We start from the raw sequence: 13,709 nt of genomic DNA on the forward strand, positions 1-13,709 counted from the left end.
ATGCGCAAGTTTACGGTGCAATGCAACGTGACGTTTGTCTGGTCATGATGCGCCACGTCTCCACCTTTTCCACCCTCAGAACGAGGCTTCTACGGCGAAGCACGCGTCATGTTAGCGTAAATAACCACACGGCGCCATTCTGGACCGCCTTGTAAGGCATGCGCGCTTAAACTAAAAAATATCAATGATTTACGATATATCGGATATCCAGATCGAAAAGCTGCTCATTGTTGCCGCCCGCGCGGGCGAGGCTCTGGCACGGCTGGATGAGCGGATTGACCGGTCGCCGATGAAACACGGTTTCATCGAAAGGCAGGATTTCGCGGATGCCGTCTCATCCATGTGGGTGGATGGCGAGCTCGTGCATATGGAAGACCTGGTACTTCATGACGCGCATATGGATGTGCGCGCGCCGACCCATGAAATGACGGCAGCGCACCGGATTCTTCGCGCGCGGCGGCTAATCTTCGCCAATGCAGGCGGGTGGGCCTTCAGCGCTGCGGGTCTTTCAAAATTGCGCGGCAGAACAAGTATCGTTGAAGAGGCGGCACCTCCCAGGCAGACACATGACCAAGCAGATGCTGCCGATGCAGATCGCGATACATCCTTGGAGGGCGCCTTCTCAGAGCTCGACGCGCTGCTCGCCCGCACCGCGGCGACACTCGATGCGATGACCACTACCAACAGGCCTCCCATGATGCACAGGGGGGAAAGCCATGCGATCATCAACGAACCCGACTGGGATGAGGACGAACGGCTGAAAGAATGGTGGGGCGTGCATGCCCACTCGGAAGAACTCCCGCCTATTCTTCGCACCGCCATATTGCTCGACGCCTGGAACATGATCGAGGTTCTGCAACGCAGTCCTTGGCTCGGGCGGCTTCTCGCCGCCGCTTTCCTGCGGGACAGCGCGGTGACGCCCGATCACCTCCCTGCCCTCAGCGCCGGACTGCGCGCGGTTCCACGGGAGCGCCGTCACGTCCGAAACCAGACGCAGCGTCTCGTCGCTCTACTCGATAGCTTCTATGAAGCAGCGCAGGTAGGATTGAAGGAGCACGACCGGCTGGCCCACGCTCGCGAACGGATGATGCGCAAGCTCGCGGGCCGCCGGTCCTCCTCACGGTTGCCTGATCTCGTCGATCTCGTCGTTTCACGGCCCGTGGTTTCGGCTGCCATGATCGTCAAGGAACTTGGTACCACGCCGCAGGGTGCAATCGGCCTCGCCAACCAGCTCGAACTAAGGGAAGTAACCGGGCGCGGACGATTTCGTGCCTGGGGCATGCTATAAGCGGCGTCTAAAACATTTATTTTCAGTCTTTTTCCGAAATCCAGCGTCGCGAAAATGCGGCGATCACGAAACTTAACAAAATTTAACTATTGCGTAGGTGGGTGAAGCCGCTATGTTCCTCGCTGCGTTGCAGCACTGTTTTTTCTCCGGCAACGCGGTCGCATTCGGTCCCGGCAACTTTTTTCCGCCGCCCGCATTTAAGTGTCCATTCTGAGGGAGATGCAATAATGACTATTTCAATCTCACACCCCGATTCCGATCAAGAAACCGACGCTCCTTTTGCAAAGAAAGTTCTCGCGGCACGTCATCTTGCCGGCTATACGGTCGAACAGCTTGCCATCACCTGTGGCCTGACCACCAGCGAAATCCATGCGCTTGAAGATGGCACAGACAGCGATCCGCTGCGCATCCGCCGCGTTGCCGCGGCTTTGCAGATCCCTGTCGAAACCGTTATCTAATCCATTCGCGGTCTTCTCACCATCAGCGCCGCCAGGGAAAATGCTCTTTCCAGCATCCGGGCGGCGCACGTGACCTGATGAGTGTCACCTTTCCGGAAAGTTTTTCCGCGTTCGTCTCTTAACATTTTCGTTATCCGCCACCACATGGGTTCCACGAGCGACCGTGGCTGCCGAAGGGCTGCATGGCCCGCGCTTGTGCGAGAGCAGCAACAACCTCCGGAACCCCGCCATGGCACTCATTCTCGATACCGAAGAACCGGTTTCTTCAGCGCTGGATCGACTGTGGCCTGCGGAGAAAACGGAAATCCTCGACTGGCTCGTCACCGGAACCAAGGGCGAGCGTTTTATCGATGAAATTTTCGTTGAACTCTGCGACCGGCTGCGCGCAGATGGCATATCGGTGGCGCGGGCCGCGCTGATTTTCCGCATTCGTCATCCCCAATGGCTTGGTGCGCGCATCCTGTGGAAAGCGGGCGTGGCTTCCGCCGAGATCGTTACCTACGGTTACGGTGCTGAAAACACACCCGAATATCTCAATAGCCCCATCAACGACATTCATCAGGGTGCAGCCGAAGTACGCCACCGCTTGAATGAAGGACACGGCGACGATGCCGGCTACTCCATCTATGAGGACCTGCGTGCGGAAGGCCTGACGGATTATTGCGCCTGGCCCATCGAGCACACTTTCGGCAAGCGCCACGTTGCAACATTTTCCAGTGACAGGCCGGGCGGTTTTTTGGACAGCGAAATCCTCGCTTTGAAAAACCTGCTTCCGGCGCTCGCGCTCGTCAGCGAAATACGCTTGAAAAACCGCATGACGCGCACTCTGCTGGAGACCTACGTAGGTCCGCATGCGGGCGAAAAAATCCTCAATGGCGCAACGACACGCGGCAGCGGCATGACGGTCGGCGCCGCCATCCTGATCTGCGACCTGCGCAACTTCACCCATATTTCTGACCTCTGGCCACGCGATGACGTCATCGAACTGCTGAACGGCTATTTCGACGCCATGTGCGACCCTATCGAGGAATTTGGCGGCGAAATCCTGAAATTCATGGGCGACGGGTTGCTTGCCATCTTCCCGCTCAGTGACCCCAATGCCTGCGCGAACCTCCTGAAAGCCATCGCCAGCGCGCAGAAGAGCCTCGCCGCGCTTAATGAAATCAATCGGCGGAAAGGCCACGACCACCTCGGTTATGGCATCGGCGTGCATGTCGGCGACGTCATGTACGGCAATATCGGCTCCAAGACACGTCTTGATTTCACGGTCATCGGCCCAGCCGTCAATATCGCATCGCGGCTTGAAACACTGACCAAGGAGACAGGGCGCAACGTGCTCTTTTCCGAGGAATTCGCCCGCATGGCCGGCCATAAGGAAAGGCTTGAAAGCCTTGGCCCGTGGCTGCTGCGAGGCCTCGAGACACCCGTCGAAGTCTATGCTCTTTCACCGCACGCCGACGCGACATCCGACTGAACCCTTGCCCGCCATTGACCTGAGGAAACCCGTGCTCGCCCGATCTGAGGCGAAGACGCTGCGTGGCTATCAGCGCGTGAACGTGCCTCGTCTGTCCGGTGTGCCCCACTGTCAAAACGCTTGACACATCTGCGATGTCGAACTAGCAAAATAGAACATATATTCCATATTGAAATGTCGCTTGCATTCATATTCTGTCTTTCCGGGAGTGAGGGACGGGTATGAGAAACCGGAGGAAAGATGGTTACGAAATTGGCACTGCTCGGCGCTGGACGGATAGGCAAGGTCCACGCCAAGGCGATCACGACCGATAGCCGGGCGCAACTGGTGGCCGTGGTTGACGCCATGCCCGGCGCTGCGGAAGCGATCGCCAAGGAAGCGCAGTGCAAGGTCAGCACGATTGATGAGGTTCTGGCCGATAAGACGATCGACGCGGTCATCATCTGCACGCCCACCAATACCCACGCTGACCTGATCGAGCGCTTTGCGCGCGCCGGCAAGGCAATCTTCTGCGAAAAGCCCGTCGATCTCGATGTCGCCCGCGCGGAAGCCTGCGCCAAGGTGGTCGAAGAAACCGGCGCGAAAGTGATGCTTGGCTTCAACCGCCGCTTCGACCCGCATTTTCAGGCCGTTCACAAGGCCATCGAAGACGGCCGCATCGGCAAGGTGGAGATGGTCACCATTACCAGCCGCGACCCCGGCCCGCCGCCAGCCGAATATATCAAGGTTTCCGGCGGTATATTTCGCGACATGACGATCCACGATTTCGACATGGCCCGTTTCCTGCTGGGCGAAGAAGTGGAAAGCGTGTTCGCCACCGGCTCCGTTCTCGTTAATCCGGAGATCGGCGCACTCGGCGATTTCGATAGCGCCAGCATCATTCTGACGACGAAAAGCGGCAGACAGGCAATCATCTCTAACTCTCGTCGCGCGACCTATGGTTACGACCAGCGCATCGAAGTGCACGGCTCGCTCGGTTCGGCAGCGGCCGAAAACCAGCGCCCGGTTTCCATCGAGATCGCCAACGCGGACGGATACACCCGTCCACCGCTGCATGATTTCTTTATGACACGCTATACGGCTGCTTATGCCGCCGAAATCACCGCCTTCATCGACAGCATCGAAAACAACGTCGCGCCCTCGCCCTCCATTGGGGACGGCCTGACCGCATTGAAACTCGCCGATGCCGCCCTGAAATCGGTGGCCTCGAAGGCAGCCGTGACGATTAGCTGAGACCGTTCTCATCTTCAGCCCGGTTTTGTCCCGCGATTATTGAGCGGGACAAACACAATATCCTTCCCCAGGTCGTCCGCCGAATTCGTCGTCGCTCTTAAAGCAGGCGAAAATGCGCAGATGACGCGTACAGCATCAGCCCAAGCCCGCAGATCGGCTTCTAAAAAGCCGACGCCCGCCCTTGCATGGCTGCCATTTGAAAAATAAGGTTGTCTGACAAGCTGGAGCCACTTCATATGGCGGGAGCCAGCCTCACCCATGCCTTATTCTCTTTTGCCGGCAATCGCCGGATAGCGATTTTCTGATGCCATCAGCCAGGACCGGTTTTCTCTACGCGCTCGCTGCATTTACGATATTTGCAGCACAGGACGGCATATCGAAACATCTAGGAACGGCCTATCCTCCCGTTTTTATCGCCATGCTGCGATATTGGGCCTTCGCCCTGTTCGTTCTTCTGATCGCCGCAAGATCGGCAGGCGGCATCCGCGGAGCTGTCATGGCCAACCGCCCGTGGCTTCAGATCAGCCGCGGCGTGCTTCTTGCCGTCCAGATCGTTTTTTCGATCTTTTCATTTGCGATTGTGGGCCTTGCTCACAGCCATTCTATCATTGCTTCAGCACCGCTCATCGTTGCAGCGCTTTCCGTGCCGCTGCTCGGTGAAAAGGTGGGGTGGCGGCGATGGTGCGCAATTTTTGTCGGCTTCATCGGCGTTCTCGTCATTCTGAAACCGGATGGCGAAGGTTTCGACAAAACTCTCCTCATCACTTTCGTCGCGGCCTTCATGCTTGCGCTTTATGGCGTTCTGACGCGCCTCGGCAGCCGCAGCGATACGGCCATGACAAGTTTCTTCTATACGGGCGTGGCTGGCGCTGCAGCGCTGACGCTGGTTGGACCCTTTTATTGGGTCAATCTCGCGCCCTATGACTGGATCTGGATGCTGGCGCTCTGCCTCACCGGCATGAGCGGCCATTATTGCCTCATCAGAGCATTCGAACTTGCAGACGCCGCCTCCGTGCAGCCCTTTTCTTATTATCAGCTCGTGCTAGTCTCCATCATCGGAGTCGCTGTTTATGGAGAGGTCGTAACGCCGAACATGGTCATTGGAGCGGCAATCGTCATCGCCGCCGGCCTTTTCACCATCTGGCGTGAGCACGTGACCGGCAGGAAAGCCCGCCGGAAAGCTTGAGTGTCTCGGCTCTCTCAATCACGTCCTGATCAGACGAGAGCCGCCTCGCACCGCAGAAGCATGCCGTAGAGATCACGCGGCTCATCGGGGTCGGCCAGAAGATCGAGCTCCGTGTAGAGCCCAGTGTTTGGCAGTTTGGAGCGCACGTAACGTAGCGCGGAAAAATCCTCCGTCGCGAAACCAACGCTATCAAACAGCGTAATCTGTCGGTCCGTTGTCCGTCCTTCCGTCGTGCCGGCAATAACCTGCCAGAGTTCGGTGACGGGGTAGTCGGCCGGCAGTTGCTGGATTTCTCCTTCAATGCGCGTCTGCGGCGGATACTCAACAAAGATATCCGATCGCAGCAGAATGTCGCGGTGCAACTCCGTCTTGCCGGGGCAGTCGCCGCCAACGGCATTGACGTGAACGCCGGGCCCGACCATGTTGTCGGTCAGGATCGTCGCATATTGCTTATCGGCCGTGACCGTCGTGATGATATCAGCCCCTTCCACCGCCTCCTGCGCGCTGTCGCAGATTTTGATGACAAAACCCTGACCAGCGAGGTTGCGGGCACATTTTTCGCTGGCGAACGGGTCGATGTCGTATAGCCGCAACGTATCTATGCCGAGAATTGCCTTGAATGCACGCGCCTGAAATTCGCTCTGGGCGCCATTGCCGATGATTGCCATGGAGCGGGCGTTTTTACGCGCGAGATACTTTGCTGCGACGGCGGAGGTTGCCGCAGTACGCAGTGCCGTCAGGATCGTCATCTCGGTCAGAAGCAGCGGATAACCGTTTCCGACATCGGAGAGCACGCCAAAAGCCGTGACCGTCTGGCGACCTTCTTTCATGTTTTTCGGATGGCCGTTGACATATTTGAAACCATAGAGCGTGCCGTCGCTGGTCGGCATCAACTCAATGACGCCTTCCTTCGAATGCGAAGCGATGCGCGGGGTCTTGTCGAAGCTTTCCCAGCGCTGAAAATCCTCCTCCACCACCTCGGCAAGCTCACGCAGGAACGTGTCGATGCCCACGCGCAGAACAAGCTTCATCATGTGATCAACGCTGACGAAGGGCACAATATTGAGGTTCGGTATGACTGTCATTCCATTCTCCCTCTCAACCCGCGCGCGTCGGGCGGTCCATGACGCGCTTGCCCATCAGGCTGGCCGCAAGGTCCACCATCAAGGTTGCAGTCCGGCCGCGCTCGTCGAGAAACGGGTTTAGTTCCACCAGATCGAGGCTGCAGACCAGCCCGCTATCATGCAGCATCTCCATCACCAGATGCGCTTCGCGAAATGTTGCGCCGCCCGGCACCGTCGTCCCGACAGCCGGTGCGATGGACGGCTCAAGAAAATCGACGTCGAGGCTGACATGCAAAAGCCCGTTTGCCGCCTGAACCTGCGCGAGAAACGCGCGCAGCAGCACGGCGACGCCATGTTCATCGATCGAGCGCATGTCGTGAACGGTAATACCGCTCTGCTCCAGCGCCGCTCTTTCGGCGGGATCCACACTGCGAATACCGATCATGCCGATATTGCCTTCCGGTACCGCGTGGGAGAGCGGCGGAAAATAGCCCGCAAAACCATCTCGCCCACTGAAATAAGCCACGGGTGTACCGTGCAGATTGCCGCTGCGTGTCGTTTCAAGCGTGTGATAGTCGGTATGGGCGTCGAGCCAGAGGACGAAAAACGGCCGACCACTCTCGGCCACCCGCCGCGCCATGCCGGCGACCGTTCCCGCAGAAATCGCGTGATCCCCGCCGAGAAAGATCGGCACGGCGCCGGCACTTTCACGATAGGCAGCCTCCGTCAGCGCTTCCGTCCAGGCCACGGTTTCGGCCAGATGATGCACAGCCGGGTTTGGATGGGCAAAGTCTCGCAGCGGCGTGGGCGTCACATTGCCGGTATCGACGACCTTGTGCCCAAGCTCTTCGAGAGCCCTGGCAAGCCCAGCGACGCGATAGGCGCTCGGTCCCATCTCGCAGCCCAATTGCCCTGCCCCGATCTGCAGTGGGGCCCCGACCAACCTGATTTCCATCCCGTCCTCGCTATCTTGCTTTGAGGTCAAATTCACCACAGTGTTCTGGCGAAACGAATATCAAATATTGGCAACATTATCGAAATAAGCTACCAATCTGATGAATTCTGTTTCCCAAACTGGTTATCATGGACAATCTCGACGAAAGGCTCATCACGCTTTTGCGCCACAATGGCAGGCGCAGCATTTCCGATCTGGCCATCGAGACGCAAACCTCGCGTGCGACGGTGCGCTCGCGTATCGAAAAGATGGAAAACGAAGGGACGATTATCGGGTACACTGTCATCCTGCGCGCCGACGCGGTGGAGGCGGCGATACGCGGAATCATGATGATCGAGATTGAAGGCCATGTGACAGACCGTGTCATCCGGACGCTCGGTGGTTTTCCCGAGATTTCCGAGATCCACAGCACCAACGGCCGCTGGGACCTGATCGTGGAACTCAATGCCGCGACGCTCAGCGAATTCGACGCGGTCCTCCGCCGCATTCGCCTTGTGCCGGGCATCACCGGCAGCGAAACCAGTCTCCTCCTCTCCACCCCGCGCTCCACCCGTGCCCGCCTCTAACCGCTTGATTGAGGCAAAACCGGGATAAAACGCATTTTTCAATTTTTTCGGCTTGCGCCCCGGAATAAATCATCTATATGACGACCCACCAAAGCGAACGCGCCCCGCGCTTCAAGCTTTTGGGGAATAGTTCAATGGTAGAACAGCGGACTCTGACTCCGTCGATCTTGGTTCGAATCCAGGTTCCCCAGCCAATCTCTTCAAACAAAATCTGCTTCTTATGATTTGACGCTTTTCAGCATGAAATCGTAATGACTTTCGATCAAACACGATAGACAGCCGCTCCCCCGGTCATGCCCGCACCAGCCGCCGTCAAAAGCAGGGTTTCGCCTTCTGCGAAGGCGCGTTCCGCATTTGTGACGGAGAGGGAGAGCGGGATGGTTGCGGCGGAAGAGTTGCCAAAGGTTTCGATTGTGTGGACCGTTTTTTTTCTGTCGATGCCGAGATTGCCGCAGACGGCGTCGAACATGCGGGCATTGGCCTGATGTGGCACAAACCGGTCGATATCGGCTGCGGCCATTGCGGCGTCGTGCAGCACCTTTTGCGAGGTCTGCGTCATCAGTGCCACAGCGCGGGAGAAAACCTCACGGCCGTCACGCATCGTCATCAACGCGTCTTCTGCGGATGTGTCGCCAGAAAAGGGCTGGCTGCTTCCTCCCGCCGCTATCTGGATTAGATCGTAACCGCCACCATCCGCAACGAGATCGGCCGACAAAAGCCCGCGTTGCGGCTCGCTGGAGGGCTTGAGTACGACCGCACCGGCGGCATCGGCGAACAGGACGGCGCTCGCCCTTTCCGCCGGATTGATGCGGCGGCTCAATATATTGGCAGCAACGATGAGGACAGAGCGGCCGTGAGTGCGGACAATGCCATCAGCAAGGGTGAGCGCATAAAGAAAGCCGGAACAGGCCCCGGCGAGATCGATCGCGCCGGATCGGGCAAGGCCCAGCCCGTGGGCAAGCAGCGGTGCCGAGGGTGGCAGAAGATGATCCGGCGTGGAAGTCGCAAGCAGCGTCAATGCGATGTCGTCGGAGGCGATTTCCGCATCTTCCAGCGCCATGCGGCCGGCTCCCGCCGCAAGGCCGCTAAGACTGTCGCCCTCTTGCGCCCAATAACGCGTACGGATGCCGGTGCGCCGCTCGATCCAGCCGGCTTCCAGCCCGAGACTCGCCTCTATCTCGGCATTGTCGACACATCGAGACGGAACGGCATGACCAAAACCGGCCATGCGGGAAGAGCGGGTCTGCATTGTCAGGACTTTCGGAGACGGTTCTGGAACAGGCTAAACATCGACGCACCCTGTTTTCACGCGGTGCCGAGCGAGCGCGATTTCATGCGGTTTCGGTAACGATCCCGGTCACCTCATCGATGGCGTCAAAAGCGTGCGCAATGTCTTCCAGCGTCGAACAATAAGGCGGCATCAGATAAAGAACATTGCCGAGCGGGCGGATGACGAACCCGTGGTCTCGGAACAAATACCGCATGCGTGGCCCCGCCTCTGCAAGATACCCCCCCGCAGGAACCGCGAGGTCAAGGACAGCGATAGTCCCCATTTGCCTCACATCGGTGAAACGCCGGTCATGGGCAAATCGCTTGAGATTTACGCTGAGAGCCTGCTGCAACTGACCGATACGCTGCATCACCGGCTCATCCCGCCAGACGTCAAGATTAGCGACCGCGGCAGCGCAGGCGATCGGGTTAGCCGTATAGGAACTGGAATGAAAAAAGGTCTTGCGCCGATCGGTCGAAAAATGCGCATCGAAGATTGCCGCGCTGCAGAGTGTCGCCGCAAGCGGTAGGGAACCGCCGGTCAGGCCCTTGGAGGTGCAGAGGATATCCGGCGAAATGCCTGCCTGCTCGCAGGCAAACAGGCTGCCGGTTCTTCCCCAACCCGTCATCACCTCGTCGGCGATGAGGAGGCAGCCGTGGCGTCTGGCGATCTCTCTCAGCCCCGCGAGAACATGCGGATTGTACATCTTCATGCCGCCCGCCCCGAGCACCAGCGGCTCTATCAGCAGCGCGGCAATACGACCTGAACGACAGAAGCTCTCGAACAAGTCGAGCGTATGTTGCCTATTGCCCGCTTCCGGAAAAGCCACCCGGTCGACACCGAAGAGGAGCGGTTCATAAGCAGCATTGAACACGCCACGCTCGCCCGTGGACATGGTGCCGATGGTGTCGCCGTGATAGCCGTCCTCCATAACCACGATACGGTCACGCTTTTCGCCGCAATTGTGGAAGTAGCCAAGCGCCATTTTAAGCGCCACCTCGACGGCCGTCGAGCCGCTATCGGAATAGAACACGTGGCTCAGTCCGGCAGGCGCAAGCTCGATCAGCCCGCGCGCCAGAGTTTCGGCGGGTTCGTGGGAGAATTCGGCAAAAATGACCTGATCAAAGGTTTCGGTGGCGGCGCGGATCGCCGCCATGATTGCCGGGTGCCGGTGACCGTGGGTGATGACCCACCAGGACGAGATGGCATCGAACAGCCGGTTGCCGTCCTCATCGGTCAAGAAGGCCCCTTCCGCTGATACGAGACGTTTCATCGGCGGTTCCAGACCATGCTGGGTGAAAGGGTGCCATACGGGAGAACGGCTCATGCCGGCACCTCCCGAAAATCCGAAAGATTGAACTGGTCGGCGAATGCCTGATGCAGCGCCTGAGAAGTCATCTTTTCCAGATGCGGCAACCGACCGAGTTGCCGAACAGCGCCGAGACTGACGATGATTTCCTGGCTTTCCCTGTTCTCGTCGCCGATAAAAACCACGCCGTGCACGGGAATGGCGCGGTGCCGCAACGCATCAAGGGAGAGGAGTGTGTGGTTGATGGTGCCGAGCGACGTCCTTGCGCACAGGATAAGCGGAATTTGCCAGCGCGCGAAGATATCGGCAAAGACCACCCGTTCCGTCAGCGGTACCAGAAGCCCGCCCGCCCCTTCGATAACCAGCGGTCGGTCCGTCTGTGGGGGCAACAGCAGAGCCGGATTGATCATGATGTTCTCAAGGCGGGCAGACAGATGGGGCGAGGCTGGTAATTTCAAACGGTAAGCCTCCGGCAGGATGCGTGCCTGCGGTACACCAGCCAGCCGCTGCACCGTCTCGCTGTCCGTCTCCTCCTCCAGCCCGGATTGCACGGGCTTCCAGTAATGGGCTCGAAGGGCGTGGGTTAGCGCTGCTGCAAAAACCGTCTTGCCGATACCAGTATCGGTGCCGGAAACAACAAAGCGAGGGCTCATGCCGCTTCCTCCCGTAACGCCAGAGCAAGCAGTTCAGCCATAGCGGCGATCTCACTTTCATCGACGTTTAGCGTGACGGCAATGCGCAGGCGCGCCGTTCCCTCTGGCACCGTGGGCGGGCGGATCGCCCGCACGTCGAAACCGCCCTGCTGCAGGCATGCGGCGATCCTGAGCGAGCGGGCATTGTCGCCGATCATAACCGGCAGTATCTGCGAGCCGCTGGGCGTTATGCCGAGCCGCCGCCGCAATTCCTCGCCAGCAAAACTTACGAGTTCCGCCAGCCGCAGGCGTCTCCAGGGTTCATCGGCGATCATGCGCAAGGATTCGCGCACCGCCGCTGCCATCAAAGGCGAAGGCGCGGTGGAGTAGATGAAACCGCGGGCGCGATTGATGAGATAATCGGCGAAAACCGCTGGAAGACTTAACAGCGCGCCGGAAAGACCGAGCGCCTTTCCACAGGTGTGCAACGCCAGCACATTACGGCGTCCTTCCAGTTCCGCGGCCAGACCACGTCCGTCGGGTCCGAAGACGCCGGTGGCGTGGGCCTCATCGACAACGAGAAAACCATCGTGTCTTTCGGCAAGATCGGCAAGCGCCACAAGGGGCGCGCGATCCCCATCCATGGAATACAGGCTTTCAACGGCGATCCATGGGCGGCCCCTGCCACCTTGCCCCCGCCAGCGGATGATTTCCCGTTCGAATGCCTCAACCTGATGATGCGGAACGGCAATCGCCTGCGCCTTGCCGGCCGTAATGCCATCATGGACGCTGGCATGGATCAGGGCGTCGTAAAGGACGAGGTCCTGCCGCAGCGGCAATGTGGCGAACAGCGCAAGGTTGGCGGCAAAACCGCTGTTGAAATAGATCGCTTTTTCGCCGCCAAAGAAAGCAGCTGCTTCCAGCTCAAGGGCTTCATGTTCGCAGTGGTTTCCGCGCAGCAACCGCGAGCCACCGGCCCCCGCCGGTACGCCCATCTCCATCGCGTCGGCAAAAGCGGCCTTCAGCCGTGGTGCGGATGCAAGGCCAAGATAGTCGTTTGAGGTGAAATCGACCCCTTGCCGGGGAGCGAGTGCGCGCAGCCGCGATTTCCGCTCCAACCCAGCGAGCTTCGCCTCGTACTGGGAAAACACTGTGAGGTTCACCGGCAGCCTCCCACCTCCATGGGTTTCGATTCCCCGGGTGGTAACTCCATTGGCTTCAGGCCCAGCCGGCGGAAAAGCGCCGCATCGTGGTCTTCACCCGGATTATCCGCCGTCAACAGGGTTTCGCCAATGAAGATGGAATTAGCGCCAGCGAGGAAACAAAGCGCCTGCGTCTCGTCGCTCATATCCGAGCGCCCGGCCGAGAGCCGCACGTGCGAACGCGGCATGAGAATGCGGGCAAGAGCAATGGTACGCACGAAATCAATGGGATCGACAGGATCGGCATTGGCCAGTTTCGAGCCGGGGATCGGGATCAGCATGTTGATCGGCACGCTCTCCGGCGGGGCCGGCAGATTGGCCAGTGTCACCAGCATCGAAATACGGTCTTCCACCGTTTCCCCCATCCCGAGAATGCCGCCGGCGCAGACCTTGATGCCGGCATCGCGAACATTGGCGAGCGTTTCGAGCCGGTCCTCGAAAGTGCGGGTGGTGATGATCTCTGAATAGAACCGCTCTGACGTGTCGATGTTGTGATTGTAATAATCGAGCCCGGCATCCGCCAGCCGTTCGGACTGTTCGGTGGTCAGCATGCCGAGTGTCATGCAGGTTTCCATGCCAAGCGCCTTAACGCCTTCCACCATGGCGACAACAGCCTCCATATCTCGCTCCTTGGGATTACGCCACGCCGCGCCCATGCAATAACGCGTCGCCCCGCCTTCCTTTGCCTTGCGCGCCTCTGCCAGCACACGCTCCACCTCCATCAGTTTGGAAGCCTTGAGGCCAGTCGGGCTTCGGGCTGACTGGCTGCAATAGCCGCAATCTTCAGGGCAACCGCCGGTCTTGATCGACAACAGACGACTTATCTGGATTGCATTGGCGTCGAAATGACAGCGGTGAACTTGCTGCGCGCGGAACAAGAGATCATTGAACGATAAATTATAGATAATTTTAGCGTCTTCGACTGACCAAATCAATGGAGAGATTCCATTTGGCGCTATAGGTTCCGAAATTTGCGGGGCGAATGAGTGCATCGGATGACTTTCCCGGAATAAAAATAGATAGAAGTTATTTTTATCTATTTTTTTATCGCGCCCTTTTGCAAGCACTTTTT

14 protein-coding genes and 1 tRNA gene are annotated in these 13,709 nt (G+C 58.7%); 7 read left to right on the top strand and 8 right to left on the bottom strand.

All coding sequences use genetic code 11. The features are described from left to right. The first annotated feature begins 184 nt into the window (after positions 1–184). The 4 genes from AT6N2_RS16905 (at position 185) to iolG (ending at position 4,453) form a co-directional block, all read left to right on the top strand. Positions 185–1,288: an RHE_PE00001 family protein gene (locus tag AT6N2_RS16905; protein ID WP_209090346.1), complete on the top strand. Its 1,104-nt coding sequence runs from the start codon at positions 185–187 to the stop codon at positions 1,286–1,288. A gap of 227 nt (positions 1,289–1,515) precedes the next feature. Next, entirely contained in the window at positions 1,516–1,746 is a 231-nt protein-coding gene (locus AT6N2_RS16910; RefSeq protein WP_063947097.1) for a helix-turn-helix domain-containing protein, read from the top strand. Positions 1,747–1,975: 229 nt separating this feature from the next. Continuing rightward, complete coding sequence (locus tag AT6N2_RS16915; RefSeq protein WP_209090347.1) at positions 1,976–3,220, top strand: adenylate/guanylate cyclase domain-containing protein; 1,245 nt, start codon at positions 1,976–1,978, stop codon at positions 3,218–3,220. A gap of 240 nt (positions 3,221–3,460) precedes the next feature. After that, complete coding sequence (gene iolG / locus AT6N2_RS16920; RefSeq protein WP_209090349.1) at positions 3,461–4,453, top strand: inositol 2-dehydrogenase; 993 nt, start codon at positions 3,461–3,463, stop codon at positions 4,451–4,453. A gap of 14 nt (positions 4,454–4,467) precedes the next feature. Here the strand turns inward: iolG and AT6N2_RS16925 are convergent, their stop codons facing one another. After that, positions 4,468–4,713 carry a hypothetical protein gene (locus AT6N2_RS16925; RefSeq protein WP_209090350.1) on the bottom strand — a complete coding sequence of 82 codons (246 nt, stop codon included), beginning with the start codon at positions 4,711–4,713 and terminating at the stop codon, positions 4,468–4,470. Positions 4,714–4,757: 44 nt separating this feature from the next. Between AT6N2_RS16925 and AT6N2_RS16930 the strand changes: the two genes are divergently transcribed. Next, positions 4,758–5,639: a DMT family transporter gene (locus AT6N2_RS16930; protein ID WP_209090351.1), complete on the top strand. Its 882-nt coding sequence runs from the start codon at positions 4,758–4,760 to the stop codon at positions 5,637–5,639. Between the two features lie 29 nt (positions 5,640–5,668). On the opposite strand, the gene AT6N2_RS16935 is transcribed toward AT6N2_RS16930, so the two are convergent. After that, positions 5,669–6,724 carry an ornithine cyclodeaminase gene (locus tag AT6N2_RS16935; protein ID WP_209090352.1) on the bottom strand — a complete coding sequence of 352 codons (1,056 nt, stop codon included), beginning with the start codon at positions 6,722–6,724 and terminating at the stop codon, positions 5,669–5,671. A gap of 13 nt (positions 6,725–6,737) precedes the next feature. After that, on the bottom strand, positions 6,738–7,658 hold the full coding sequence (rocF, locus tag AT6N2_RS16940; RefSeq protein WP_063947092.1) for an arginase: 921 nt from the start codon (positions 7,656–7,658) through the stop codon (positions 6,738–6,740). Between the two features lie 128 nt (positions 7,659–7,786). On the opposite strand from rocF, the gene AT6N2_RS16945 reads away from it, so the two are divergent. Further along, positions 7,787–8,224 (top strand): Lrp/AsnC family transcriptional regulator, encoded by a 438-nt coding sequence (locus tag AT6N2_RS16945; protein ID WP_063947091.1) that lies wholly within the window; start codon positions 7,787–7,789, stop codon positions 8,222–8,224. Positions 8,225–8,344: 120 nt separating this feature from the next. Beyond that, positions 8,345–8,418 (top strand) — tRNA-Gln (locus AT6N2_RS16950). 68 nt (positions 8,419–8,486) lie between these two features. Here AT6N2_RS16950 and AT6N2_RS16955 read toward each other — a convergent pair. The 5 genes from AT6N2_RS16955 to bioB all read right to left on the bottom strand — a co-directional run bounded on the left by AT6N2_RS16955 (position 8,487) and on the right by bioB (position 13,629). Then, positions 8,487–9,473 carry a beta-ketoacyl-ACP synthase III gene (locus tag AT6N2_RS16955; protein WP_209090353.1) on the bottom strand — a complete coding sequence of 329 codons (987 nt, stop codon included), beginning with the start codon at positions 9,471–9,473 and terminating at the stop codon, positions 8,487–8,489. A gap of 82 nt (positions 9,474–9,555) precedes the next feature. Then, on the bottom strand, positions 9,556–10,821 hold the full coding sequence (locus tag AT6N2_RS16960; protein ID WP_209090354.1) for an adenosylmethionine--8-amino-7-oxononanoate transaminase: 1,266 nt from the start codon (positions 10,819–10,821) through the stop codon (positions 9,556–9,558). Beyond that, entirely contained in the window at positions 10,818–11,456 is a 639-nt protein-coding gene (gene bioD, locus AT6N2_RS16965) for a dethiobiotin synthase (RefSeq protein ID WP_209090355.1), read from the bottom strand. Before bioD ends, AT6N2_RS16960 begins: the two co-directional genes overlap by 4 nt. Then, positions 11,453–12,604 carry an 8-amino-7-oxononanoate synthase gene (locus tag AT6N2_RS16970; protein ID WP_425292756.1) on the bottom strand — a complete coding sequence of 384 codons (1,152 nt, stop codon included), beginning with the start codon at positions 12,602–12,604 and terminating at the stop codon, positions 11,453–11,455. The genes bioD and AT6N2_RS16970 overlap by 4 nt, the downstream gene beginning before the upstream one ends. Next, positions 12,595–13,629 (bottom strand): biotin synthase BioB, encoded by a 1,035-nt coding sequence (bioB, locus tag AT6N2_RS16975; protein ID WP_155737423.1) that lies wholly within the window; start codon positions 13,627–13,629, stop codon positions 12,595–12,597. The genes AT6N2_RS16970 and bioB overlap by 10 nt, the downstream gene beginning before the upstream one ends. Between the last annotated feature and the right edge of the window lie 80 nt (positions 13,630–13,709).

The sequence above is a fragment of the Agrobacterium tumefaciens genome (assembly GCF_017726655.1).
GTDB classification, from domain to species: domain Bacteria; phylum Pseudomonadota; class Alphaproteobacteria; order Rhizobiales; family Rhizobiaceae; genus Agrobacterium; species Agrobacterium tumefaciens_B.